The 25,018-nt window shown below is 30.8% G+C and carries 21 protein-coding genes and 1 tRNA gene; 15 read left to right on the forward strand and 7 right to left on the reverse strand.

The window, feature by feature from the left end; translation table 11 throughout:
* Nucleotides 1–76: transfer RNA gene (locus RSD37_RS14005), tRNA-Pro, on the reverse strand.
* Nucleotides 77–371: 295 nt separating this feature from the next.
* On the opposite strand from RSD37_RS14005, the gene RSD37_RS14010 reads away from it, so the two are divergent.
* Together RSD37_RS14010 and RSD37_RS14015 are read left to right on the forward strand one after the other, a co-directional pair.
* Nucleotides 372–1,742, forward strand: a complete 1,371-nt coding sequence (locus RSD37_RS14010; RefSeq protein ID WP_346947368.1) for an aldehyde dehydrogenase — start codon at nt 372–374, stop codon at nt 1,740–1,742.
* Nucleotides 1,743–1,864: 122 nt separating this feature from the next.
* Nucleotides 1,865–2,290, forward strand: coding sequence for a hypothetical protein (locus RSD37_RS14015; RefSeq protein ID WP_346947369.1), 426 nt, complete (start codon nt 1,865–1,867; stop codon nt 2,288–2,290).
* Nucleotides 2,291–2,400: 110 nt separating this feature from the next.
* Here the strand turns inward: RSD37_RS14015 and RSD37_RS14020 are convergent, their stop codons facing one another.
* The 3 genes from RSD37_RS14020 to RSD37_RS14030 all read right to left on the reverse strand — a co-directional run bounded on the left by RSD37_RS14020 (nt 2,401) and on the right by RSD37_RS14030 (nt 5,338).
* Nucleotides 2,401–3,708 carry an FtsX-like permease family protein gene (locus RSD37_RS14020; protein ID WP_346947370.1) on the reverse strand — a complete coding sequence of 436 codons (1,308 nt, stop codon included), beginning with the start codon at nt 3,706–3,708 and terminating at the stop codon, nt 2,401–2,403.
* A gap of 2 nt (nt 3,709–3,710) precedes the next feature.
* The gene (locus RSD37_RS14025; RefSeq protein ID WP_346947371.1) at nt 3,711–4,637 is read right to left on the reverse strand and encodes a hypothetical protein; all 927 of its coding nucleotides are present in this window, start codon (nt 4,635–4,637) and stop codon (nt 3,711–3,713) included.
* Nucleotides 4,638–4,717: 80 nt separating this feature from the next.
* On the reverse strand, nt 4,718–5,338 hold the full coding sequence (locus RSD37_RS14030; protein WP_346947395.1) for an ABC transporter ATP-binding protein: 621 nt from the start codon (nt 5,336–5,338) through the stop codon (nt 4,718–4,720).
* A 402-nt stretch (nt 5,339–5,740) separates the two neighbouring features.
* Between RSD37_RS14030 and RSD37_RS14035 the strand changes: the two genes are divergently transcribed.
* On the forward strand, nt 5,741–6,979 hold the full coding sequence (locus RSD37_RS14035; RefSeq protein ID WP_346947372.1) for a family 10 glycosylhydrolase: 1,239 nt from the start codon (nt 5,741–5,743) through the stop codon (nt 6,977–6,979).
* A 296-nt stretch (nt 6,980–7,275) separates the two neighbouring features.
* On the opposite strand, the gene RSD37_RS14040 is transcribed toward RSD37_RS14035, so the two are convergent.
* Together RSD37_RS14040 and murC are read right to left on the reverse strand one after the other, a co-directional pair.
* Nucleotides 7,276–8,199 (reverse strand): PhzF family phenazine biosynthesis protein, encoded by a 924-nt coding sequence (locus tag RSD37_RS14040; protein ID WP_346947373.1) that lies wholly within the window; start codon nt 8,197–8,199, stop codon nt 7,276–7,278.
* A gap of 99 nt (nt 8,200–8,298) precedes the next feature.
* The gene (murC, locus tag RSD37_RS14045; RefSeq protein WP_346947374.1) at nt 8,299–9,675 is read right to left on the reverse strand and encodes a UDP-N-acetylmuramate--L-alanine ligase; all 1,377 of its coding nucleotides are present in this window, start codon (nt 9,673–9,675) and stop codon (nt 8,299–8,301) included.
* Nucleotides 9,676–10,104: 429 nt separating this feature from the next.
* Between murC and RSD37_RS14050 the strand changes: the two genes are divergently transcribed.
* A complete protein-coding gene (locus RSD37_RS14050) occupies nt 10,105–10,242 on the forward strand; it encodes a hypothetical protein (RefSeq protein WP_346947375.1) in 138 nt (45 codons plus the stop codon).
* A gap of 88 nt (nt 10,243–10,330) precedes the next feature.
* Here the strand turns inward: RSD37_RS14050 and hutG are convergent, their stop codons facing one another.
* Nucleotides 10,331–11,359 (reverse strand): formimidoylglutamase, encoded by a 1,029-nt coding sequence (gene hutG / locus RSD37_RS14055; protein WP_346947376.1) that lies wholly within the window; start codon nt 11,357–11,359, stop codon nt 10,331–10,333.
* Nucleotides 11,360–11,710: 351 nt separating this feature from the next.
* Here hutG and RSD37_RS14060 point away from each other — a divergent pair, with 351 nt between their 5' ends.
* The 11 genes from RSD37_RS14060 (at nt 11,711) to RSD37_RS14110 (ending at nt 24,962) form a co-directional block, all read left to right on the forward strand.
* Nucleotides 11,711–11,941: a hypothetical protein gene (locus tag RSD37_RS14060; RefSeq protein WP_346947377.1), complete on the forward strand. Its 231-nt coding sequence runs from the start codon at nt 11,711–11,713 to the stop codon at nt 11,939–11,941.
* Nucleotides 11,942–12,201: 260 nt separating this feature from the next.
* The gene (purR, locus tag RSD37_RS14065) at nt 12,202–13,032 is read left to right on the forward strand and encodes a pur operon repressor (RefSeq protein WP_346947378.1); all 831 of its coding nucleotides are present in this window, start codon (nt 12,202–12,204) and stop codon (nt 13,030–13,032) included.
* A 95-nt stretch (nt 13,033–13,127) separates the two neighbouring features.
* Complete coding sequence (gene spoVG / locus RSD37_RS14070; RefSeq protein ID WP_346947379.1) at nt 13,128–13,412, forward strand: septation regulator SpoVG; 285 nt, start codon at nt 13,128–13,130, stop codon at nt 13,410–13,412.
* A gap of 287 nt (nt 13,413–13,699) precedes the next feature.
* Complete coding sequence (gene glmU / locus RSD37_RS14075) at nt 13,700–15,064, forward strand: bifunctional UDP-N-acetylglucosamine diphosphorylase/glucosamine-1-phosphate N-acetyltransferase GlmU (protein WP_346947380.1); 1,365 nt, start codon at nt 13,700–13,702, stop codon at nt 15,062–15,064.
* Nucleotides 15,065–15,084: 20 nt separating this feature from the next.
* Entirely contained in the window at nt 15,085–16,041 is a 957-nt protein-coding gene (locus RSD37_RS14080; RefSeq protein WP_346947381.1) for a ribose-phosphate diphosphokinase, read from the forward strand.
* A 297-nt stretch (nt 16,042–16,338) separates the two neighbouring features.
* Nucleotides 16,339–17,025 (forward strand): response regulator transcription factor, encoded by a 687-nt coding sequence (locus RSD37_RS14085; RefSeq protein WP_346947382.1) that lies wholly within the window; start codon nt 16,339–16,341, stop codon nt 17,023–17,025.
* A complete protein-coding gene (locus RSD37_RS14090; RefSeq protein ID WP_346947383.1) occupies nt 17,025–18,446 on the forward strand; it encodes a HAMP domain-containing sensor histidine kinase in 1,422 nt (473 codons plus the stop codon). The genes RSD37_RS14085 and RSD37_RS14090 overlap by 1 nt, the downstream gene beginning before the upstream one ends.
* 35 nt (nt 18,447–18,481) lie before the next feature.
* Nucleotides 18,482–19,639 carry a S1C family serine protease gene (locus tag RSD37_RS14095; RefSeq protein ID WP_346947384.1) on the forward strand — a complete coding sequence of 386 codons (1,158 nt, stop codon included), beginning with the start codon at nt 18,482–18,484 and terminating at the stop codon, nt 19,637–19,639.
* 119 nt (nt 19,640–19,758) lie between these two features.
* Complete coding sequence (pth, locus tag RSD37_RS14100; protein WP_346947385.1) at nt 19,759–20,331, forward strand: aminoacyl-tRNA hydrolase; 573 nt, start codon at nt 19,759–19,761, stop codon at nt 20,329–20,331.
* A gap of 24 nt (nt 20,332–20,355) precedes the next feature.
* Nucleotides 20,356–23,871 carry a transcription-repair coupling factor gene (gene mfd, locus RSD37_RS14105; protein ID WP_346947386.1) on the forward strand — a complete coding sequence of 1,172 codons (3,516 nt, stop codon included), beginning with the start codon at nt 20,356–20,358 and terminating at the stop codon, nt 23,869–23,871.
* Between the two features lie 89 nt (nt 23,872–23,960).
* Nucleotides 23,961–24,962 (forward strand): peptidylprolyl isomerase, encoded by a 1,002-nt coding sequence (locus RSD37_RS14110; protein WP_346947396.1) that lies wholly within the window; start codon nt 23,961–23,963, stop codon nt 24,960–24,962.
* Nucleotides 24,963–25,018 lie beyond the last annotated feature (56 nt).

Consider the following 25,018-nt stretch of genomic DNA (forward strand, 5'->3'; position numbering starts at 1 on the left):
TGGTCGGGGTGACAGGGATTGAACCTGCGACCTCATGGTCCCAAACCACGCGCGCTCCCATCTGCGCTACACCCCGCTGACAAGATTTATTATATGATATTATAAGAGGGTTGTCAACATTTTTATGCAAAAAGTTTTGCAATAAATTTTATTAATATTTAAATCCCCATAAATGCTAGATATATAACTGCTTGTAGCTAATAATAAATATGTATTGAAGGGTTAATAATATTAATGTAAAAATTGTAAATTTTATAAACTAAATAATGAAAATATGAAAAATACTGATATAATTGATTTAGATTAATATGTGAAATTATATAAATAATATACATTACCATATAAGGTTTTGTAGGGGGTTAGGTGAAGTTATGGAGAATATAAAAGATATAATTAAAGGCCAAAGAGAATACTTTCATGAAGGGCACACACTTTCAGTTGATACTAGAATAGAGAATTTAATAAAACTTAAAAGGGTAATTCAAGATAATGAAGATATGATACTAGATGCTCTTAACAAGGATTTAGGGAAGAGTAACTTTGAAGGCTATTTAACAGAGGTAGGGATAGTCTTGGAGGAGATTGGACATATAGTTAAACGTCTAAGAAGATGGAGTAAGCCAAAGAAGGTTAGAACTTCAATAGGAAATATACCATCGAAAAATTATTTATATAGAGAACCCTATGGAGTTACTTTAATAATTAGTCCTTGGAACTATCCATTCCAGCTTACCATAGCACCACTTATCGGAGCTATTGCAGGTGGAAATACAGCGGTAATTAAACCTTCAAGGAAGAGTGCGAATACATCAAAGGTTATTGCTGAATTGATAGAAAATAATTTTGATGAAAAATTGATAAGGGTCGTTAACGGAGATCAATACGGAAATAGAGAGATTTTAAAAGAAAAATATGATTATATATTTTTCACTGGAAGTGTTCAAGTTGGAAAGATAGTTATGGAAACGGCATCAAAGAATCTTACAGAGGTTACATTGGAATTAGGCGGAAAGAGTCCTTGTATAATAGATAAAGACACAAATATAGATATTACTTGTAAACGAGTTATTTGGGGTAAGTTTTTAAATGTTGGTCAAACATGTGTCTGTCCAGATTATGTTCTAGTTCATGAGGATGTAAAGGATAAGGTAATAGAAGGTTTTAAAAAGTATATTAAGCAGTTTTATGGTGAGAATATTAAAAGCTGTAGTTATTATGGAAGGATAATAGATGAAGATGCTTTTGATAGACTTGTTAGTTATATTGATGAAGAGCGTTTAGTTGTTGGTGGTGAACATAGTAGAGAAGATAGATATATTTCTCCAACAATAATGGATAATATTGATTTTTCTCATAGGGTTATGCAGGATGAAATATTTGGACCTATACTGCCAATGATAACTTATAAGAATCTGGATGAAACTATAAAAATTATAAATGATAGACCAAAGCCTTTAGCATTGTATTATTTCTCAAATAATAAAGAAAATATTAATAAGGTAATTTCAAATACATCCTCAGGCGGACTTTGCATTAATGATACAATAATGCATGTAGCTTCTAGTTATTTATCTTTTGGGGGTGTAGGAGAAAGTGGTATGGGAAAATATCATGGTAGATCTAGTTTTGATACCTTTACACACGAAAAATCTATAGTAAGAAAAGGATTTTCTATAGATGTTCCAGTAAGGTATGCACCTTACAAGTCGGATTTAGGATTCATAAAGAAAATTTTAAAATAGTAATTCTTAAGTTCAGTTGTTATAATATACAATGTAAATTAACATAAGATAAATACAGACTTACAGCATAGATTTTATACCTAAAGGGTAAGACTGTAAATAAACATAGGAGGAGTACAAAAATGAAGGAATATAAGTTTAGTGAAGCTTCAAAGAAGTATATGAGAAAACAGTTAGCAAATAGCATACTGTTAACTAGTCTTTTGTTAGTAATTTCTATAGGCATGTTTCTAAAACAGAGTATTTTTTATGGAAGATTTTTATTGGCATTTTCTATAATTGGAATAATTGTAACGGTGATTGTTACTAGAAAGATTAGAACTATTGACGATTTAATTTATATCAAACTATATAAAGACAGATTTGAGCTTAACAATAATGTTAGTACAAATCCCAAGATACTTTATTTTAATGATATAAATAAGGCAACATTAAGTAAAAAAGGAATTATGTTTTATGCTGGGAAAAGAGATTATAGAATCTTATCTAGCTTTTTAGAAAAGGTAGAAATAGATGAGTTGTGGAAGAAATTTTCTAAGTATAGTTAAATTTCATAAAATAAAAAAATGAAAGGTGCTATATTAAAGTTTTTTGCTTTAATATAGCACCTTATTTATTTGCATTAAATTATAAATTAATCAACTATGATGAGATATATTTATCGAATTGCAGTTATGACATCAGTTTTAGCAGCTTTGTTTGCTGGCATTATTCCTGACACAAATCCAATACATAGACAGAATACTAAAATGCCTAATATTAAGGTTACGGTTGGTATTGCGATGTTTATATCAGATGACCCCATCATTTCCATAGTAATAGATCCAGCAAATTTGTTAATAACAACGTCAATAATAAGACCAAGAATAATTGATATGATTCCACCGGTAACTGCGATTGCACAGGCTTCACCTACAAATATTTTTCTTACATCTGTTAAGCTTCCACCAATGACCTTGATAACTCCAATCTCTTTGTTTCTTTCATATATAGCCATATCCATGGTGTTGGTTATGCCTAAAGCTGCAACTAGTAATGAGATACCTGCTAGAGATCCTAAAACAAGGCTTACTGTTGTTAACATAGAATTAGTTTGCTCCTCAAAATCTTTATATGAATTAGTTTCATATCCAAGATCCTTTAAGTATCCTTCATATTCACCTATTCTACTTTTATCATCCACTTTAACTAAGATACTTTCATAGTTATTAAGCATTTCATTTAAGGTATCTCCCTCATTATATGGATTTGATTTTATAATATCATCTACAAATTTACTTGAAGCTTCTATAACATTCTGATTAAAGCCAGAGGTTTTAGATAGGATACCAACAACTTTACAACTGATTTTTTTCGTTGTAATCATATTGCTTTTCTCATCTTCTCCAAGCTGTTCTCCACCAACCTTCATTTTTTTACCAACTAAATCTTCAAGAATTGAATCATCTTCTAGTTTATCCTCCCAAGTATAGCCGAGGAGTTCTTTTGATACCTCGTAGCCAAGGAGAATTTCACGACTTTTTGCTCTTGGATATCTACCGTATAGTAATTTTCCTTCTTTAGGTTCAAAGTTACTTTTAGAAAGAAATCTGCCGTAGCTTTCAATTTTGTCAATGGTGATTGGAGCATTAGCATATCTCATAGGATTTATTTCAGTTATATATTCTAAGGTTTCAAGCTCTTTTATATTTTTTTCATTAAGAACTGTTTTAGATGTAGGTTCATCCTTTTTATTATCCTTTGATTCATCTTCTTTTATATTCCAATTAGGGTAAATTGTTATCACGGAAGTATCCATAAGCCCTTCCATTTCTGTAGTTAAGTATTTGTGAAATCCGTTGGTTATGGAACTTATGATAAATACTGCTAGACATCCAATTATTACTCCTAACATGGTAAAAATTGTTCTGGTACGCCTTTTCCACATGTTATTCCAGATGATTCCGATGAGATCCTTAAACTTCATAATTATTCACCAAACTTAAATAAGTTTCTGAGGAATCCAAAGAATCCAATACTTGATGATTTTTTTGGAGGTTCTTCTTCTGTTACAATAGGGGAAACCATACAACTTCCATCTGTGGAATATTTTGCGCCAGAGATATCTTCATAGTTAACAGTAATATTTGCTTTAGTTTCAGTTTCGACTGGGGCGATAGGGATATCAAAGTATTCTTCGCTTTCACTATCTACGTTACTTATATTTTGCTCATATTCTTCCGTTCCAATTTTAACTTTAACGTTTATTTTCTTTATTTTACTAGCACCATCATTTACGAGTGTACCCATAATGTTTGAACCTAAGGATTCTACAGAAGCAAGTTGAAGCTCAGGAATAGATTTTAGCATAACACCTGAAACCTTAGTTATTTCTTCCTGAGCAGCACCCCACTGGCTATACATAACACTGTTTAGAAAGTTATAAGTACCAGGCTTTGCATTAGGGTCACTGCATAGGGTAATGCTTACTTCTTTTACATCGTTATATGCAATACTGCCAACATAAATCTCATTTGTGGTGCCTACAGGCATAAACCCATCTAAGGTATTTTTACCTTCTACATGTGCAAGTTTAAGAGATAATCCATCGATTTTTCCGCCACTTATATTTTGTATTTTATAAGTTAGTGTAAAAGGCTTTCCAGGTTCTATTATATCTCTATCAGCACGTACACTTGAGATTATTACCTTTTTTGGCTGAATATTATTCACGGTTATAGGTGGAGTATCACCAGTTTCTCCTGATTCTTTAGAAGTACCAGTACCATTACCGTTTGAAATCCCAGGTTTGTCAGCAGTTGCTGGACTACCATCAGAAGCGAAGGTTGATACTCCTGTAGAACCTAAAGTTATTGCCATTGCACATATAAGTCCAATTAAAAATTTCTTTTTCATAAATTTAAATCCCCCTTAATTACAATTTGTATTTTCTATTATAAAAAGATATATTTATAGATAGTTATTTCAATAATATTTCAATCACAAAATATGCCATCTTCCATTTTTATTATTCTATCGGCATATTCATAAACTACATGAGAGTGAGTTACTACTATAAAAGTCATATTATAAGTTTCATTTAATTCCTTTAGAAGATTTAATATTTCAATAGTAGTCTTACTATCTAAATTTCCAGTAGGTTCATCAGCTAAGATTACCTTCGGATTATTAATTAGAGCTCTGGCAATAGATACTCTTTGTTGTTGGCCGCCTGACAGCTCAGCGGGTTTATGGTTCATCCTGTCTCCAAGCCCAACTCTTTCTAACATTTCTTTAGCTCTAGTACGCCTTTCTCGTTTAGAAACTCCTGAAAATATTAAAGGCATTTCAATATTTTCTAAAGCAGAAAGTTGTGGCAGTAGGTTATAGGTTTGAAATATGAAGCCCATGTTATCACGTCTAAATATGGCTAGTCCATTTTCACTCATTTGTTCAATGTGATGATTATTAATCATCATCTCTCCTTTATCACAACTCATTAATCCACCAAGTATATTTAAAAATGTAGATTTTCCAGAACCAGATTCACCTACAATTGCAACAAATTCACCCTCGGATATATCTAAGGTTACTCCTTTTAAGATAGGTACTTCCATGTCGCCTATTTTAAATGTTTTGGTTATATCCTTACAGCTAATTAATTCCAATACAGCACCTCCTTTAAAATGTATTTTAACATAATTTTACAAAAAGATTTTAAATAGATTAATTTAATTATTCATTATAAGGTAAGGGTTACTATAGTGTTTATATAACCTATACTTATTACATATTATTGTATTAAAACAATTCACTTGCACAATTTAATGGTAGCATTAAATATAAAAATAAATGTTACGAATTTCTTACAATATTTACAACTAAAGTAATTTATATGTTGATTTTTGTGAATAAGTAAACTCTAAAAAACTAGAACAATATGATAAGAATTATTATTCTTCTATACAATAGATTTTAAGCATAACTATATAGTAACTGTAAGTGAGGAGGTCTTATTAATGAATAAGATGAACATTGCAACCTTAGGAATAGTGGGTTTAATTATCATAGGGTTAGCTTGGATTATATTTTTTGATGATGTGAAAGATGAAAGTAAACCAATTGCCAAGGAAGAATCGAAGGTGTTGGTATACGATGAGATAAGAGCAGTGTGGGTATCATATTTAGATTTAGCACCTATGTTAAAGGCAAAGACTGAGAAGGACTTTAAGGCTAATGTTTCAAAGGCCTTTGATAACGTAAAGGACTTAGGATTAAATACGGTAATTGTACAAGTAAGACCTTTTTCAGATGCAATTTATAAGTCAGAGTATTATCCTTGGTCTGCTTATTGTACTGGCACTGAAGGGAAAGATCCAGGCTATGACCCTCTAGATATTATGATAGATGAAGCTCATAGTAGGAAACTTAGACTAGAGGCGTGGGTCAATCCCTATAGAGTAAGAAGCGATAAGATGGATAGTACTATAGCTTCAAGTAATCCAGCTATGTCATGGATAAATAATGATAGTGACTCCATCATAAAAATTAATGGAGGTATATACTATAATCCAGGAAATCAAGAGGTTAGGGAACTTATAGTAAATGGAGTGAAGGAAATAGTAGAGAATTATAAAGTAGATGGAATACATTTTGATGATTATTTTTATCCTAGTACTGATGAATCTATAGATAAAGAAACTTTTGATGATTATGTATCATCTGGAGGAGAATTAGATTTGGCTAGTTGGAGAAGAGAAAATGTTAATATTCTTGTAAAGCAGGTATATGAAGGTATTAAAGACATAAATTCTGATGTTGTACTTGGTGTGAGTCCGCAAGGGTCTATGAAAAATAATTATGATAGTCAGTTTATTGATGTAAAGAAGTGGGTTCAAAACCCAGGGTATATTGATTATATTTGTCCTCAGGTTTATTATGGCTTTGAAAATGAAGGTAACAATTTTGAAAAGTCTATTAATGAATTTAGTGACATGATAACACAGCAGAGTGTGAAGCTGTATCTAGGGTTAGCTCCCTATAAGCTTGGAAATGAGGATAAATGGGCAGGTAGTGGAAAAGATGAGTGGAAAGATACCAAGGATATTTTAAAAAGACAGGTAGAGGTTGCTAGAAATTTAAAAACTTATGATGGTGTATTTTTCTTTAGATATGATTCTTTATTTAATCCAAGTTCTTCGGTGAAAAATCAAGTAGAAGAGGAAGTAAACAACTTAAAAGATATATTTAAAGAATAGGTATATAATTTAAAGGTGATATATATTTAGTTATATTTTCTAAAGGGAAATTAGGTTAATTCTATAATGTTTAAACTGTGTGACAAATGAAAAATATATGGATGATTTGTGATTTATATTAAAATAGAAGCCAGCAATTTTAAAATGGACATTGCTGGCTTTGTTTTATGTAATATTTCAATCTCTAACATTGTTATATGTATTATTTAATCTAAAATTCTTAGAAATATACATATATTACATTGGTTAATATACTATTCTCAATAATCTAAAATGCTAATTTGATAGTTTATATTTTAAAAATCTAATTCTATTATTTCTTCAATACTACCAACGCCACCAACTTTTATTATAAAATCATTTGAATTAATTTCACCTTTGCATATGATTTTACTAGGGTTATCCATGTAATAACCTTGCTCACAGGATATAGTAAGAGTATCTTCAAAGGGAAGAACATTATGTTTCATTAAGTATGCACAAAGGGCACCATTAGATGTACCTGTGGCACTTTCCTCATCAATACCTACACTTGGACCAAAGTTTCTTGTAGCAACAGAGCTTGTATGATTTTCAGTTTCTAGAGTGAAGGCATGAAGACCAACTAAGTTTAGATTATCCGTATATTTTTTTAAACTTTCGAAGTTAGGATTAATTCTTTTTAATGTATCTAAAGATTTGATAGGAAACATTATATCTTTAAGACCAGTAGATATTATCATTGGGTTTAAGGAAAATCCTTCAATGCCAACTTCATCTTCGTTGATACCTAAAATATCACAAAGGGGTTTTACATCTTCAATATAAGAAGAGAACTCTGGCTCAGATTGAGTCATAAGAACGGAAGAAACTTTATCTTCATCATAATAGATTTCTATATCTAGAATTCCAGCTAAAGTTTTTTGTTTCAACTTAATTGGATTTGAAGTCGGTTTTATATAGCCTAGATAACATAAGGTATAAAAGGTAGCTATAGTAGCGTGTCCACATAAATCCACTTCTGTTGATGGAGTAAAGAACTTAACTTCATAGTCATATTCCTCGCAGTTAGATTTTGTAACAAAGGCAGTTTCTGAAAGATTAATATCTTTAGCTATTTTAGCCATATCCTCAGAGGATAAATCTTCGCAATCAATAACAACACCAGCTTTATTTCCACCTAAACCATTATGAGTAAAGGCATTGACGATATAAGCTTTTTTAGAGAATTTTGTATTCATTTTCGTCACCTCATTAAAATTTGATTTTATATTTACAAAATAGCCATCTCTAAGGATGAGATAGCTATTTTAAGTTTTAATATAGTTAAGATTAAATGATTAATCTGCTAGATACATCTCACCAATTATATTTACATCTCCAGCACCTACAGTTAGTATAAGATCGCCTTCTTTAACATTTGATTTTAAGTAATCTACAATAGAATTAAAGTCATGATAATTTACTGCATTTACTCCACGAGCTCTTATAGCATCGCCAAGCTTATCAGAACTAACTACTCCAGTATCCTTTTCACGAGCAGCATATATATCTGCTAGAACTAAGTGATTTACACTATCGAAGGCTTTTGAAAAATCTTCAAATAGAGTTATAGTTCTAGTGTAAGTATGAGGCTGGAATACCACATATAAATCTTTATGGGGATAGTTTCTGCAAGCATTAAGGTGAGCAAGAATCTCTGTAGGATGATGAGCATAATCATCTATTACATTAACACCATTTTTACATCCTTTAAACTCAAATCTTCTATGGGTACCTCCGAAGTTGAATAATCCTTTTATTATAGAATCCTTAGAGATATTAAGAGCCAAGCCGGTGCATATTGCAGATAGAGAGTTAAGAATGTTATGATCTCCAGGTACACTAAGCTCTATAGAAAATAACATTTCATCATTTTTATATAAATCATAAGAACCACATCCGAGGGCATTATAGCTTATATTTCGTGCTGTAAATTCTCCGTTTTTTATACCATAAGTCATAACAGTACATTCATGTTTAGCTAATATGTCAGTTACATTGTTATCATCAACATTACAAACTAGGAAACCTTCCTTAGGGATAATATCTATAAATTTACTAAAAGTATCTTTTATATGATTTATATCCTTATAATAATCAAGATGATCTGCATCTATATTTAAAATTATTCCAATGTAAGGATGGAATTTCAAGAAAGATGCTTTATATTCGCAGGCTTCAGTAATAAAATAATCACTATTTCCTGCAAGAACATTACCATTTATAACATCTAGTTCTCCGCCAACTAAAATAGTAGGGTCAACTTGCTCTTCAATAACTATATGAGCCAGCATTGATGTTGTGGTTGTTTTACCATGGGTTCCAGCTACAGCCACGTTAAATTTATGACCAAGCATTATCTTGCCAAGAAATTCTGCTCTATCCATCATAGGTATCTTAAGCTCAGAAGCTCTTTGTAATTCAGGATTATCCTCACTAATAGCTGCAGTGTAAATTACTAAGTCTACATCTTTTATATTGTCAGCATTATGACCTATATATATATTCGCTCCCTTAGTCTTAAGCTTTTCAACCATTTTAGAATTTTGTCTATCAGAACCAGATACAGTGTATCCGTTTTTAAGTAGTATCTCAGCAAGACCGCTCATACTAATTCCACCAATACCTATAAAGTGAACTTTTTTATTTGTATCTTGTAAAAAATCAAAACTCATTTATAACAACTCCCTATATAAAATAATAATAAATCCCTTGGATATGTAAGTTTTAAATTATACATATTTAGTGTTAAGCCATATAATATTTATAAAACAAAACAAATATCTATTATAAATTATATACAAAAACTTATATAAAAAACACACATATTTCAGAAACAGTTTATAAATTTATCTAAATTAGGTGGGAAAAATATTTCTGAAATAATATCAGAAAATTTGGAAAAGTACTTTCAATTCTCGAAAGTATGTGTTAAAATAAATACAAAGTAAGAAATTAGTATTTGCAAATTTGAAGTTAACACCTAAAGAAGAAAATGCTTTAATATAAGCATAATAGGGAATAATACATTTAAATGAATATAAATAATATTTGAGCCACTAAACAAATGTTTTAGTGGAAAATTTCTTAAGGAGAGTGTTAAAATGTTAACAATGAATCTTGGAGAATATTTTACTTGGCAATTAAATATTAATAATGAAGAAGAAATAATTAAATTCGATGAGGAAGATGACATTATGGGTATGGACTCGGAATACCTAATATGGCAATTTAATCAATAATTTAGATAGTGATGTTTTAAAGTCTATAAAAAATAAAGAATCATCAGTGTAAAGGCTGATGGTTCTTTGTTTTTTATTATATTTAATTCTAAGGTTCTGTATTTGGTGTATGTTGAAGATTTTGAAGTTTGCAAAGAGTATTTACTAAAGAAAATATAATTACACCTGCTAGATTTGAGGTTATATTGTCTTTATCGAATCTAGGAGCAACTTCACAAATATCAAAGGTTACAACTCTGTTAGATTTTAATATATGTTTTAAAAGGTTTATAACTATTTCAGGATTTAAACCTAGGGTTTGAGTAGCACTTACGCCAGGTGCATAAGCAGCGGAGAATACATCGGCGCAAATAGTAACATATATATAATCTTTATCTCTCATAAAGTTATTTAATTCTCTTAGCAGTTGCCATCCATCACTATTAATTATATCTTTAGCTAAAACGTACTTTACACCAAGTTTATCTGCAGTTTTAAAAAGATCTACGGTATTACTATGTTTTTGAATGCCAACACAAAAGTAAGAGAAGTCAATATTTTTGTTATCACATATATCTGAAATCTGTCTAAACATAGTTCCAGAACTACCTTCGTTATTATATGGTCTTAGATCAAAATGAGCATCGAAGTTTATTATGCCTATTTTAGGTTTATTAGATATACTTTCTAAGTGAGAAAGTGCTCCATTATAATTTCCAAGGGCAGTTTCATGGCCGCCTCCAAGTACTATTGGAAAGATGTTTAAAGATAGGAGCTTCTTAATGCCTTGACTTAGAAGATTTTGACCTTCATCAAGAGATATGTTATCTACAACTATATCTCCAGCATCAAAAAGTTGCACTGATTTATTAAAAGTACAGGGCATCTTAGCTAGCTCATGCCTAATACCTATAGGACCGTTCATAGCACCGCTACGACCTTTGTTATTCTTTACACCTTCATCACAACAAAAACCTAGAAATGCAAAGCCAAATCCGTCTAAAGGTTTTAAATCATCCCTTTTAAGATCAAGAGGTTCAACCCATTGATGCCATCTAAACGCATCATAATTATCATAACTATCAATTCTTCCTTGCCATAAATTTTCATTCATAGGTTCATAGTTTTTGGTAAACATAAAATCCCCCCATAAGTAATGTTTCATTAGTTTCTTGTATGTACGTTTTAAGTATAAGTCAATATATAAACTATATCAATTTGATTTAGTAAAGTAATGAAAAAATAGGAATATATTAATAGGTAATAGCATAGAATTCATAGAAAGGAAAAAGGGTACAAGCTAAATTGAATTTAGAAATCATATGGTAATCTCAAATTTCTTTTATATTAAAGTTATTTCTAATGCTTATTTGAAAGAATAAGTTAATCAAGCTAAATATAAAGGATAGAGGACTAAAAATATTAATTGACAAATGAACATATGTTCGTTATTATGTAAATATAAGCTATAAGCTATGGGGGTAAGAAAATGAGAAGCAATGATTTATTAATAGAATTAAAGTATAAGGCTGATGGAAAAGGGCTTGAAGGTATAAATTTTATGGAAGACAATACGATTAAAGAGAGTAAGTACATGCTATGTGGTGGAGTTTTAAATAAACAGGGCGGAAAGATTTTATTTAAAGCAAGAAACATTGAGGAAGCTAACGAATTTACAAAAAGAAATCCTCTGACTTCGAAAATTATAGTATGTAGTTAATAAGATATAAGACTAGCTGTTATGTATAGCTAGTTTTTTTATTGATTATAATATAAAGCCAATAAAAAATTAGAAAATGCAGATAATATATTACATGTTTTTCTTGATTAATCTTGAAGTGATTAAATAAATAAGTAGTTTAAAATAGATAATTCAAATAAAATATAAAAATCAATTGTAATATGGCAAGAAAACATATAAAATAAATGTGAACATTAAAGGAAAAAATAAAGAAAAAATTCGGGAAGGTACATGATTTTATGGAAAAAGTTAAAAATAAATTCAATAGAAATCAAAGAGTAATTGGAATCACTAAGGTTTTAACAGAGAATCCCAATAAGGTTATAACATTAAATTTATTTACTGAAAAATTTAATGCTGCAAAATCTACAATTAGTGAAGATATAGTAATAGTTAGAGAGGTTCTAGAGGCTTTATCTATGGGTAAAATAGAAACGGTAGCTGGTGCTGCAGGTGGAATTAGATTTATTAATGAAAAGTCTAAGAGTGATAAGAGGCAGTTTGCAGAAGACTTATGTGAGGCATTAAGACAGAAATCAAGGGTTGTACCAGGCAATTTTTTATATATAACAGATATAGCTTATAATCCAACACTTATTCAGAGTGCAGCAATAATATTGGCTAGCGAATTTAAAGAGATGGACGTAGACTATGTAGTTACAATAGAAACTAAGGGGATACCACTAGGATATGAGGTTGCAAAGCAATTAGGAGTTCAATTAGTTACAGTTCGCCATGATACTAAGTACACAGAAGGAACTACAGTTAGTATAAACTACGCATCGGGGTCTAGTAATAGACTTCAGACTATGTCGCTATCTACAAAATCTATGAAGCGAAATAGTAAGTGTGTATTTGTAGATGATTTCATGAGAGGTGGAGGAACTGCAAAAGGAATAAGAGAACTTCTTAATGAATTTGACAGTCAGTTGTTAGGGAGTGGATTCTTAATAGACAATGTAGAAATTAAAGATAAATTAGTAAACAATTATGTTTCTTTGGTGAATTTCTATGGTATTGGCGAAGATGGAATTGCAATTGTTAATCCATCCATAGTTAAATTAACATAATTTTGTTTAAATTAAAAAAACTTTCGACAATTAGAAGGAATTACACTGTTTTAGTAGAATAATATCATGAAAGTACAGCTTGGAGGTGGAATTTCATGATAATTACAGACGTTAGAATTAGAAAAATTACCACAGAAGGTAAAATGAAGGCAATTGTATCTATAACTTTAGATAATGAATTTGTGGTTCATGATATCAAAATAATTGAAGGACAAAGTGGTAATTTTATAGCTATGCCTAGTAGAAGAACTCCAGATGGAGAATTTAAGGATATAGCTCATCCAATTAACACTGAAACAAGAGAGAAAATTCAAAAATCTATACTTGACGAATATGAAAAGGTTAAAAATGAAGAACAAGTAGAGGTTGAAATAGTTTAATTTTAAAAAGGAGCATAGTACTCCTTTTTATTTTGTTTGAAAATTCAAACTAAATGCTGTGGTTGAAAAAAAGTTGTAGTTTCAATATAATATACCTAGGTGTATTATATTAGACGAATTAGAATATGGATATTAAGACAACTTTATTAATTTTTAAAAAGAAAATTGTTTTCAAACAAGTTGGAAGTGGTTGGGAATGTAGTTAATTTTAGTGTTTTCAGAAGAAAGCTGAGCATTTTAAATGCCAGAGTTTTTCTATGTATATTTTAAGTAAAGAGGTGTATATATTGTATAAATGTGCTATAATTTTAGCTGCCGGTGAAGGTAAGAGAATGAAATCTAATATTCCTAAAGTTCTTCATAATGTATGTGGAAAAGAAATGATAAATCATGTTATAGATAACATAAGAAAAGCTGGCATAGATGAGGTCGATGTTGTAGTGGGAAAAGGTGCAGAAAAAGTTAGAGAAGGCACTGAAAGCAGAAAAATATTTTATTCAACTCAAGAGGAACAATTAGGTACTGGTCACGCAGTAATGTGTGCAGAGGAATTTTTAAAGGGTAAAAAGGGATCTGTAGCGATATTTGTAGGTGATGGTCCGCTTATTACAAATGATACTGTAACAAAGCTTACAAAGTATCATGAAGAAGAAAACTGTAGTGCTACAATTTTAACATCAGTAATGGCTGATCCTTTAAAATATGGAAGAATAATAAGAAATACTCAAGGTGAAGTTGAAAAAATTGTAGAATTTAAAGATTGTAATAACAATGAATTAAAGGTTAATGAGATTAACTCGGGAATGTATTGCTTTGATATAGAAGTTTTATTGAATACTTTAGGTAAGCTTAATAATAACAATAATCAAGGTGAATATTATTTAACTGATGTAATAGAAATATTAAAAAATGAAGGTAAGAAGGTTGGGGCAGTAGCGGTTGATGTTGAAGAAATAACTGCTGTTAACTCAAAGTTTGAACTTTCTATGGCTAGTGAAATAATGAGGACTAGAATAAATAAAAAGCATATGGATAATGGCGTTATAATTATGGATCCTAAGAGTACATACATACAGTGTGATGTAGTTATAGGCCAGGATACTGTAATATATCCAGGAAACATTATTGAAGGTAACTCAGTTATTGGAGAAAATGGTTTGTTATATGCGAACAATAGAATAACTAATAGCGTTATTGGTGATGATGTAACTATAGAAAACTCTGTAGTGTTAGAGAGTAAGGTTGGTAATAATACTACTGTAGGACCATTTGCATATATTCGTCCAGAAACTACTATTGGGGATCATGCTAGAATAGGTGATTTTGTTGAAATTAAGAAGTCATCTATAGGGAATGGTACTAAGGTATCTCACTTAACATACATAGGAGATGCACAAGTAGGGGAAAAATGTAATTTTGGGTGTGGAACCGTTGTGGTAAACTATGATGGAAAGTCAAAATATAAAACTGTTATAGGAAATAATGTGTTTATAGGATGTAATACAAATTTAGTATCTCCAGTTGAAGTTGAAGATGATACATACATCGCAGCTGGGTCAACAATTACAGAAAAAATACCAAAGGGATCTTTAGCTATAGCAAGAGCTAGGCAAATAAATAAAGAGAACTGGGTATATAATAAAAACAAATAAAGTTTTAGGAGGACTACATAATGATAAGCCATGGAAGAAACATTAAAATTTTTGCAGGAAATTCATATCCAGAGTTAGCTACTGATATTGCAAGTCGATTAGGTCTTGAAGTTGGTAAAAGTGAAGTTACTACTTTCAGTGATGGTGAAATTGCTGTTAACATTGGAGAAACGGTTAGAGGGTTGGATGTATTTGTTATACAACCAACAAGCAATCCAGTTAATAAAAACCTTATGGAGCTTTTAATCATGATTGATGCACTTAAAAGAGCTTCAGCAGGAAGAATAACCGCAGTTATTCCTTACTACGGATATGCAAGACAAGATAGAAAGGCTAAGGCTAGAGATCCAATAACAGCAAAATTGGTTGCAGATTTAATTACAGCAGCTGGAGCAGATAGAGTTTTAACTATGGATTTACATGCAGCTCAAATACAAGGATATTTTAATATCCCGGTAGATAATATGGTTGGATCACCTATACTTAGTGATTATTTTGTAAATAAAGGCTTTAAGGATTGTCAAGATGTTGTAGTTGTTTCTCCGGATCTTGGAAGTGTTACTAGGGCTAGAAAATTTGCAGATAGATTAAATGCTCCAATAGCAATTATAGATAAGAGAAGACCAAAGGCAAATGTTGCTGAGGTTATGAATATAATTGGAGAAGTAAAAGGTAAAAGAGTTATATTAATAGATGATATGATAGATACAGCTGGTACTATTTGTAATGGAGCTAATGCTTTGGTTAAGATGGGAGCAACTGAAGTTTATGCTTGTTGTTCACATGCTGTGCTTTCTGGTCCTGCTATTGAAAGATTACAAGATTCAGCAATAAAAGAGTTAATTATGTTAGATAGTATTCATTTACCTGAAGAAAAAAATATTGATAAGATAAAAATATTATCTATAGCACCTTTATTTGCAGAAGCAATAAAGAGAATTTATGAAGAAGTTTCTGTAAGTAAGCTTTTTGATTAAATTTCAATATTATATTTTTAACATTAATTGATGAGAAATATCATTAAAAGTAATACATGTTTAAATGAATAAAGATAATTAAAAAATACATAAATAGAGGAAAGAAGAATTTCTTTCCTCTATTTGGCATATATCGAAAAAATAGTGAGATAATAGAACTATATGGCTAAGATTTTATAAATATTTTGTTAAGAATATTAATTTTGATAACAAAACACTTAGAACTTTAACTATTGTTATATAATACTATAAAGAATATTAAATTTAACTTTAGGTTAAATATTAGGAGGTATACTAATGGAAGGCAATTTAGGGAAAATTCTAGTTGTTGATGACGATAAAAATATATGTGAAGTTATAAAAATGTACTTAGAGAATTCGGGATACCATGTTAAGGTTGCTAATGATGGAAGAGAAGCGCAAGAAGCATTTTCAAATTATAAACCAGACTTAGTACTTTTAGATGTAATGTTACCTTATATGGATGGTATAGATGTACTTAAATGGATAAGGAAGGATAGCGAGATTCCAGTTATAATGATAACAGCTAAGGGTGAAACTTTTGATAAAGTTTTAGGTCTTGAACTTGGAGCTGATGATTACATTGTAAAACCTTTTGAACCAAAGGAACTTATGGCGAGAGTTAAGGCTGTGCTTAGAAGATATACATCTGAAGGAGATAGTAAGGAGACTTTAACTTTTGAAAATTTAGTTATAGATATAAACTCTTATAATGTTACATATAAAGGACAAGAAATAAAAATGCCGCCTAAAGAGTTTGAATTGTTACACTTTTTAGCTAGTAATAAAAATAGAGTATTTACAAGAGAGCAATTACTTTGTGAGGTGTGGGGATATGACTACCCAGGTGATTCAAGAACTGTAGACGTTCATGTTAAGAGATTAAGAGAGAAAGTAGCAGGAGGAGACACTTGGCAGCTTGAAACTGTCTGGGGTGTTGGGTATAAATTTGAGGTGAAATAATGGTAAAGAATAGCTTGTTTTCGAAGATGGTTGTAACTTATACAATCATAATTACGGTGAGCTTTACTATTCTAGCAGCATTTCTTTCATTTTGGTTTCAGGATTATTTTATCAAGACAAGGCAGGAACAGCTTACAAGTCAAGTTGACATAATTGAAAATGTTGTAACCAAATATCTAGATGGGCAGATAACTTATGAAGAGCTGAATGAATCTGTAAAATTTATATCATCATACATTGGTGATGATATAGTCTTAGTAGATAGTAATGGATATGTTTATTCGGTTACTTCTATAAAATATGCGCCACTTATAGGGAAACAAGTACTTCATGAGGGTTTAGATCATATAAAAAATGACAGATATATGGAAGCTATAAATGAGTATGGAATTTATATTGATGAAAAAATTTATGTGTTGAGTGAAACATTAATAGGTATAGATGGAGAGATTGAGGGAGCAGCTTTAATAAGTGTTGCTACGGATATGGTAGATAAATCTTTATCTAATGTGTATCAAATTATATGGCTATCAGCTGTTCTAGCAGTTATTGCGTCTTGTATTGTAATATATTACTTTTCTCAAAAGATGATAGTTAATCCATTATTAGAGATGAGTGGAGTTGCAAGAAAGATAGCGCAAGGAGATGTTGAAAAGAGAGTTGAGATTCACTCAGATGATGAAATAGAAGAATTTGCAAATGCTTTTAATGTGATGGCAGATTCTCTAGAAAAGGTAGAGCAGAATAGAAAAGAGTTTATATCAAATGTATCCCATGAATTGAGATCGCCAATGACATCTATAAAGGGCTTCATAGGAGGAATTTTAGATGGTGTAATACCAGTGGAAAAACATAAGTATTATTTAAATATAGCCTATGAAGAAATTCAACGTCTTGCAAGACTAATTAACGATTTGTTGGATTTATCTGCCGTAGAATCTGGAACTTATAAACTCAATAAGATACCAGTAGATATAAATGAAGTGGTACGAATATGTATTCTAAGAAATGAAAGTAGAATAAGGAATAAAAATTTAAATGTTCAAGTGTTTTTTGATGAAAATGAATTACTTGTGTTAAGTGATGAGGATAAGATAATTCAAGTGGTAACTAATCTTTTGGATAATGCTATTAAGTATGGAAGTAAAGATGGACTTATAAAAATAGATTGCCAGGCTAAGGGTCGAAAGGCTAATGTATCAATCTTTAATGAAGGACCAGGAATACTTGAAGAAGATATAAAGTATATATGGGATAGATTTTATAAGGGTGACAAGTCTAGGACTCAAAAGGTAAGCACCGGACTTGGTCTTTCTATAGTTAAAAAAATTATAAATCTACATGATGAAGAGATATGGGTGAAAAATAAGGACAATGGAGTTGAGTTTACATTTACGTTATCTCTTGCTAAAAAGGTGTAGCATAAATTTTAACATTAAGTAGAAGGGAGGCTATTATGAGCAATTTTGAGGATGATTACAAAGATTCTAGAGCAAAAATAACATTTAACAAAATAAAGAAAAAACGTAGAGGAAAATTTGTTGTAATTACTATAGTTTGTTTATTTATAGCCTCGTTATGTGGAACAGTTACTGCTGTGGTTATGACTCATACAGAGGAAGGTAAGAGATATTATGTTCAGGACGGTGAGGAAAAAGGTGAAATAATCGAAATAAACACAAGTGATTTGCAGCTGCAATCGGTGGTTAAGAAAGTTTCTAAATCTGTTGTATCAGTTATTAAAGTTGTTGACGATGAAGTGCATACAACGGAATCTAACATCGGAGTGGGTATAGTAGTTGAAAATGGTGAATACGTAATAACAAGTTATTATAGTATTAAGGATGCAACTAGGATAAAATTAAAGTCGTATAATGATGTAGTTTGTAATGCATCTATAATAGGTTTTGATAGCGTATATAATATTGCAATGCTTAAGATACATGGAGAAGCATTAACACCTATAGACATATCGGTTAATGCTACTACAATTAAAGAGGGCGATAAGGTTATAAGTGTTGGAAATCCATTGGGAAAATCCTTCAATGAGAATATAGAAGTCAGTACAATAATAAATACTAGAGAGAACATCGTGTTTAAAAATAGAGATACTAAGATATCAGAATCACTAAAGATGATAAAAGCTGATGTTATACCCCAATATATAAATACGGGTGCAGCTTTGTGTAGCTTGGACGGTGAACTTATAGGAGTAAATAATGCCACAATGTCCTACCATAGTGAGTTTTTAAAGAATAGCTTTTATATTTCTGTAGAAGATTTAGAGCCTATCAAAGATAAAATACTGGATAAGCAAGATTCTCTTATTATGCAGATAGGTGTGTATGGTGAAGAAGCAATTTCTCAAAGAGCAGGTGGAGTTCAAGGTGTATATGCAAAAGAAGTTACAAAAGATGGAACAGCTTATGAGGCGGGCATTAGACCTACAGATATAATTATAGAAGTTAATGATATTAAGGTAAGCAGTGTGGGTGATATAAATTCCATAATAAATGACTTTAATACTGGAGAGGTAATGAAGTGTACTGTTTTTAAAAATGGAATATATGTTGATTTTAATATAAAAATCCCAGAGAAAAATACTAAAAAGTAGCATTTTTTAAAATGCTACTTTTGTTTTTAGTTAAAAGTTTAGTATAATAAGCAGTGAAATATATTTTATAAATAATTAAAGCTTATATAAAAATTAATTGAACAGTTTTGGAGGTAATTATGTATTTGGTTGTAGGACTTGGGAATCCAGGTGATAGATATGATAAGACAAGACATAATGTTGGATTTGATATAGTTGATTTATGTGAATCTAAGTATAACTTAGTTGTAAATAGGACAAAATTTAAAGGTGTATACGGTGAAGGCAATATAGGAAATGAAAAGGTTATATTTCTAAAACCTCAGACATTTATGAACTTAAGTGGGGAAAGTGTTAGAAGTATAATTGATTTTTATAAAATACCAACAGAAAATATAATAGTTATATATGATGATATTAGTTTAGAAGTTGGAAGACTTAGGATTAAAACTAAGGGTAGTGCAGGTGGACATAATGGAATAAAAAACATTATTGCACATATAGGTACTGATGAATTTCCAAGGATTAAGGTTGGTGTTGGAGAACCAACTTATGACTTAATTAAATTTGTTACAGATAGATTCTCTAATGAAGATAGAGTTATCATGGAGAGAGCATTTGCGGGAGCTGTAGATGCCATTGAAATTATGATATTAAAGGGAAATAATGAGGCTATGAATCAATTTAATTCTTTTAAGGCGGGTACTAATTAGTAGTTTAGGTTAAGAGGTGATAATTTGAGATTAAAGGGTATAATGACACCATTGCAGTTAAGTAACGAATTCAAAAAAATAAAGAGGTCCATAGATGATAATAAGTATCCAATTGGAATCCATGGGCTTTCAGAATCGGGTAAGAGTTATCTGCTATACGGTGTTTATCAAGAAATAGATAAAAATATGTTAATATTAACTCATAATGATATAGAGGCTAAAAATATTTATGAAGATCTAAGTTTTTATTGTAATGATGTATACTATTTTCCAACTAGGGAAGTTACATTTTATAATGTAGAAGCTGTTTCTGGAGATTTAAGATGGGAAAGATTAAAGGTCTTAAATAAGATTTTAAGCAAGGAGAAAAATATAGTTATAACATCTATAGAATCCATAGCGGCGTCTTATGCGCCTGTAGAGCTTTTTGAAAAATTTACTTTTGAAATTTCTGTAGGTAGTATCATAGACATAAAGGAATTAAGTCAAAATCTCATAAAATCCGGATACGAAAGATGTAGTGTTGTAGAGAATATTGGACAGTTTTCTGTAAGAGGGGGGATAATTGATATTTATCCTCCTATTAGTGGCATGCCGGTTAGAGTTGAGTTATTCGATGATGAAGTTGATTCTATAAGAACCTTTAATAAGGACACTCAGAGAAGTGTTGACAGAGTCGATGTGGTAAAAATATTTCCAGCGAAGGAAATAATATTAACAGAAGATCATATAAAAAATGGAAAAGAAGAGATTGTAAGAGAACTTGAAAGTTCAATATTAAAATTTAAGAAATACAAGGATAAAGAGGCTATAGAGAGAATTACATCTACAGTAAAATCAAATATTGAAAATCTAGAGGAACTATGGACATTTGAAACCATTGATAGTTATATGCCATATTTTTATAAGAAACAAACTACGTTTATGGATTATTTTAAGGATAGTATAGTTGTTGTAGACGATGTAAATAGATCCATGGGAAAATTGGACAGTGTTTACTTTGAGTTTGAAGAAAATTATGAAAATTTTTTAAGTCGTGGGAATGTTCTCCCAAAGCAAGGAGAATTACTTGTATCTAAGGATGTTATTGAGAGTAAACTAGAAGAAGGAAAAACAATAACACTGCAAAGCATTGCTACAAGTACTAAGGTATTAAAACCACGAGATTTAATAGCATTCTCTCAAATTACGACTCATGATTATCATGGTCAGCTTGATATGTTGATTGAAGACATTAAAGAGAAGAAAAAGAGGGGATACAGAACTTTAATCCTATCGGGAACTAGGACCAGAGGAGAGCGGTTAATTGACACTCTTAGAGATAGAAATATAGAAGCAACTTATAAGGATTTAGTTTCTAATGTTGCAGAGGGTGAAGTAGTAATAACTTTTGGAAATTCGGTTAAGGGATTTGAATATCCAAGTTTAAAAGTGTGTGTTATTTCAGATTCTGAAGTTTTTGGACAATCAAAACGAAAATCAACAAGACGAGTTAATAAAAAAGGTCCAGGAAAGATAAAAAGCTTTACGGAACTAAAACTAGGGGATTATGTTGTACATGTAAACCATGGAGTAGGTGTGTATAAAGGTATTAATCAATTAGATGTACAAGGTAATAAAAAAGATTACCTTGTATTGGAGTATAACTCTGGAGATACTTTATATGTCCCTGTAGAGCAGTTAGATTTAGTGCAAAAATATATTGGTGGAGAAGGCAAGTCCCCAAAGGTAAACAAACTTGGTGGGAATGAATGGGCAAAGGCTAGAAGCAAGGTAAAAAAATCTGTAGAAGATATAGCAGAAGATTTAGTAAAGCTTTATGCAATAAGATCCACACTAAAAGGACATAGTTACTCTAATGATACTCCGTGGCAAAGTCAGTTTGAAGGGGAGTTCCCTTATGAGGAAACTCCAGATCAGTTAACTGCAATTGAAGATATAAAGAGTGATATGGAAAGTGACAAACCTATGGACAGACTTCTTTGTGGAGATGTTGGATATGGAAAGACTGAAGTTGCGCTTAGGGGAGCATTTAAATGTGTAATGGATGGAAAACAAGTAGCTATCCTTGTACCTACAACTATTCTTGCAGATCAACATTATAAGAATATGGTAAGTAGATTCTCTGATTTTCCAATTAAAATTGGAATGATTAGCAGATTTAGGACTCCATCTCAGGTTAAAGAAACATTGAAAGCCTTAAGAGAAGGTAATTTAGATATTATAGTGGGAACTCACAAGTTACTTCAAAAGGATGTCGTATTTAAGGATTTGGGATTATTAGTTATAGATGAGGAGCAAAGATTTGGAGTTACCCATAAAGAAAAAATAAAGGATATGAAGAAGAATATTGATGTGTTGACACTGAGTGCAACACCAATTCCGAGAACTTTGCATATGTCTTTAACAGGGGTTAGAGATATAAGTATTATTGAAACCCCTCCTGAAGAAAGGTATCCTATACAAACTTATGTTGTAGAGTTTAATGATCAACTTGTAAGAGATGCAATCATTAGAGAAATGAACAGAGGAGGACAAGTATTTTTTGTATACAATAGAGTTGAAACTATAGGAGATATGGCAACTTATTTACAAAAATTAGTTCCGGAAGCGCGAATTGCGGTAGGACATGGTCAAATGACGGAGCGAGAACTAGAAAAGGTAATATTAGATTTTATAGATAAAAAGCATGATATATTGTTATGCACTACAATAATTGAGACTGGAATAGATATTCAAAATGCAAATACTATGATAATAGCAGATGCCGATAAGATGGGGTTATCACAACTTTATCAATTAAGAGGAAGAGTAGGAAGAACTAATAGGATAGCTTATTCTTATTTTACTTACACTAAAGATAAGGTGCTTACAGAAGTTGCAGAAAAAAGATTGAAAGCTATAAAAGATTTTACAGAACTAGGTTCAGGGCTGAAAATAGCTATGAGGGACTTAGAAATAAGAGGTGCAGGCAATATCATGGGAGCATCACAGTGTGGTCATATGTCCTCTGTTGGGTATGATTTATACTGTAGAATGCTTGAAGAGGCAGTAAGACTTGTAAGAGGCGATATAGACAAGGAATCTATTGAAACTACTGTAGATATGAAAATAGATGCTTATATACCAAGTAACTATATAAAGGATGAGACTCAAAAAATACAAGTATATAAGAAGATTGCAGCTATTGAATCTTATGACCATATGTTAGAGGTAACTGAAGAGCTTGAGGATATATACTCTGATATACCGGCTAGTATATATAATTTAATGAATATTGCTTATTTAAAAGCAATGGCTAGAGATATTGGAATTTTAGAGATAAAGGACACTGGGAATCAAGTTCTAATTAAGTTTAAAGATAAGTCATATTTGACATCTAAAATGGTTAAACATATTCTGGAAAATTACAAAAGACAAATTAATTTTAAAATGGGAGAAGTACCTATATTAGTATATAGAAGTAAGGATATTAACAAGAAGGAATTACTTGACAATCTGATAAATATTATTAAGGATTTATCAACAATGAGTGAATAATTTTACTATTGTTTATTTAAGTGTTTTTTTATGGTAAAATAAAACTGCAATTTTAAATTAAAAAAAACCGAATGGAGGATTATAAATTGATGAAATTAAAGAAGATTTTAGCTGGACTTATGGCATCTACATTAATTATTTCAACTGTGGGATGTGGAATGGTAGAAAAAACAGAAGAAGGAATAAAAAAGACCGTTGTGGCAAAAGTTTATGATCAAAAGATTACATTAGGAGAGGTTGATAGTAGATTAGATTTAATTTTCACACAAATAAAATCGACATATGGTGAGAATTATAAAGAGAATGAAGAAGCAATGAAATACCTTCAAGAACAAAGACTTAAAGTCCTTGATACTCTAGTAAATGATATTATAATTAGAAAACATGGTGATGAACTAGGTATAATACCATCTGAAGAGGAGATAAAGACTAGGGCAGATGAACAGCTTGCAACTATTAAAGAGTCATTTGAAAGCAAAGAGGCATATGAAACAGCTCTTAAATCAACAGGGCTTACAGAAGCAGCTTTCTTAGAGGAATTAAAGCCAGCTGTTGTATCTAATATTGTTTATGAAGATGCAATTAAAGACGTTACTGTTACAGATGAAGAAATAAAGACTTATTATGATACAAATCAAAATACATTTACTGAGAGCCCTAATAAGGTTCAAGCAGCACATATATTAGTTAAGACAGAAGAAGAAGCGAAAGATATTATAAAAAGACTAGATGCTGGAGAAGATTTTGCAGCTCTTGCAACTGAAAAAGGAACAGATGCAACTAAGTCTAAGGGTGGAGATTTAGGTTGGATTGAATATACTAGCACTGAATATGATAAGACATTTTTAATGGCGGCTATTAGTGTCAATAAAGGAGAATATACTAAGACTCCCGTAGCTACTCAATTTGGATTCCATGTTATAAAATGCTTAGATAAAGAAGAGTATCCAGTTAAGCCATTAGAAGATGTTAAAGAAGCAATAAAAGGAATATTACTAGAACAAAATCAATATAATGATTGGACAGAAACTGTGAAAGCTTGGCAAGAAGAAGCCGGTATAAAGCTATATGAAGATAAATTAAATCAATAATACAGTATTACAAACAGATATTAACGTTATATGAAGTAAAGGCTAGCACTTAAAAT

Origin of the sequence: Clostridium sp. (assembly GCF_036646415.1) — a bacterium.
In the GTDB taxonomy this organism is placed as follows: Bacteria; Bacillota; Clostridia; order Clostridiales; family Clostridiaceae; genus Clostridium_J.

What these genes read in the sequence shown, in the direction of transcription:
- RSD37_RS14010 (WP_346947368.1), top strand. Translation starts at nt 372, where the DNA reads ATGGAGAATATAAAAGATATAATTAAAGGCCAAAGAGAATACTTTCAT.
- RSD37_RS14015 (WP_346947369.1), top strand. Translation starts at nt 1,865, where the DNA reads ATGAAGGAATATAAGTTTAGTGAAGCTTCAAAGAAGTATATGAGAAAA.
- RSD37_RS14020 (WP_346947370.1), bottom strand. Translation starts at nt 3,708, where the DNA reads ATGAAGTTTAAGGATCTCATCGGAATCATCTGGAATAACATGTGGAAA.
- RSD37_RS14025 (WP_346947371.1), bottom strand. Translation starts at nt 4,637, where the DNA reads ATGAAAAAGAAATTTTTAATTGGACTTATATGTGCAATGGCAATAACT.
- RSD37_RS14030 (WP_346947395.1), bottom strand. Translation starts at nt 5,338, where the DNA reads ATGGAAGTACCTATCTTAAAAGGAGTAACCTTAGATATATCCGAGGGT.
- RSD37_RS14035 (WP_346947372.1), top strand. Translation starts at nt 5,741, where the DNA reads ATGAATAAGATGAACATTGCAACCTTAGGAATAGTGGGTTTAATTATC.
- RSD37_RS14040 (WP_346947373.1), bottom strand. Translation starts at nt 8,199, where the DNA reads ATGAATACAAAATTCTCTAAAAAAGCTTATATCGTCAATGCCTTTACT.
- murC (WP_346947374.1), bottom strand. Translation starts at nt 9,675, where the DNA reads ATGAGTTTTGATTTTTTACAAGATACAAATAAAAAAGTTCACTTTATA.
- RSD37_RS14050 (WP_346947375.1), top strand. Translation starts at nt 10,105, where the DNA reads ATGTTAACAATGAATCTTGGAGAATATTTTACTTGGCAATTAAATATT.
- hutG (WP_346947376.1), bottom strand. Translation starts at nt 11,359, where the DNA reads ATGTTTACCAAAAACTATGAACCTATGAATGAAAATTTATGGCAAGGA.
- RSD37_RS14060 (WP_346947377.1), top strand. Translation starts at nt 11,711, where the DNA reads ATGAGAAGCAATGATTTATTAATAGAATTAAAGTATAAGGCTGATGGA.
- purR (WP_346947378.1), top strand. Translation starts at nt 12,202, where the DNA reads ATGGAAAAAGTTAAAAATAAATTCAATAGAAATCAAAGAGTAATTGGA.
- spoVG (WP_346947379.1), top strand. Translation starts at nt 13,128, where the DNA reads ATGATAATTACAGACGTTAGAATTAGAAAAATTACCACAGAAGGTAAA.
- RSD37_RS14080 (WP_346947381.1), top strand. Translation starts at nt 15,085, where the DNA reads ATGATAAGCCATGGAAGAAACATTAAAATTTTTGCAGGAAATTCATAT.
- RSD37_RS14085 (WP_346947382.1), top strand. Translation starts at nt 16,339, where the DNA reads ATGGAAGGCAATTTAGGGAAAATTCTAGTTGTTGATGACGATAAAAAT.
- RSD37_RS14090 (WP_346947383.1), top strand. Translation starts at nt 17,025, where the DNA reads ATGGTAAAGAATAGCTTGTTTTCGAAGATGGTTGTAACTTATACAATC.
- RSD37_RS14095 (WP_346947384.1), top strand. Translation starts at nt 18,482, where the DNA reads ATGAGCAATTTTGAGGATGATTACAAAGATTCTAGAGCAAAAATAACA.
- pth (WP_346947385.1), top strand. Translation starts at nt 19,759, where the DNA reads ATGTATTTGGTTGTAGGACTTGGGAATCCAGGTGATAGATATGATAAG.
- RSD37_RS14110 (WP_346947396.1), top strand. Translation starts at nt 23,961, where the DNA reads ATGAAATTAAAGAAGATTTTAGCTGGACTTATGGCATCTACATTAATT.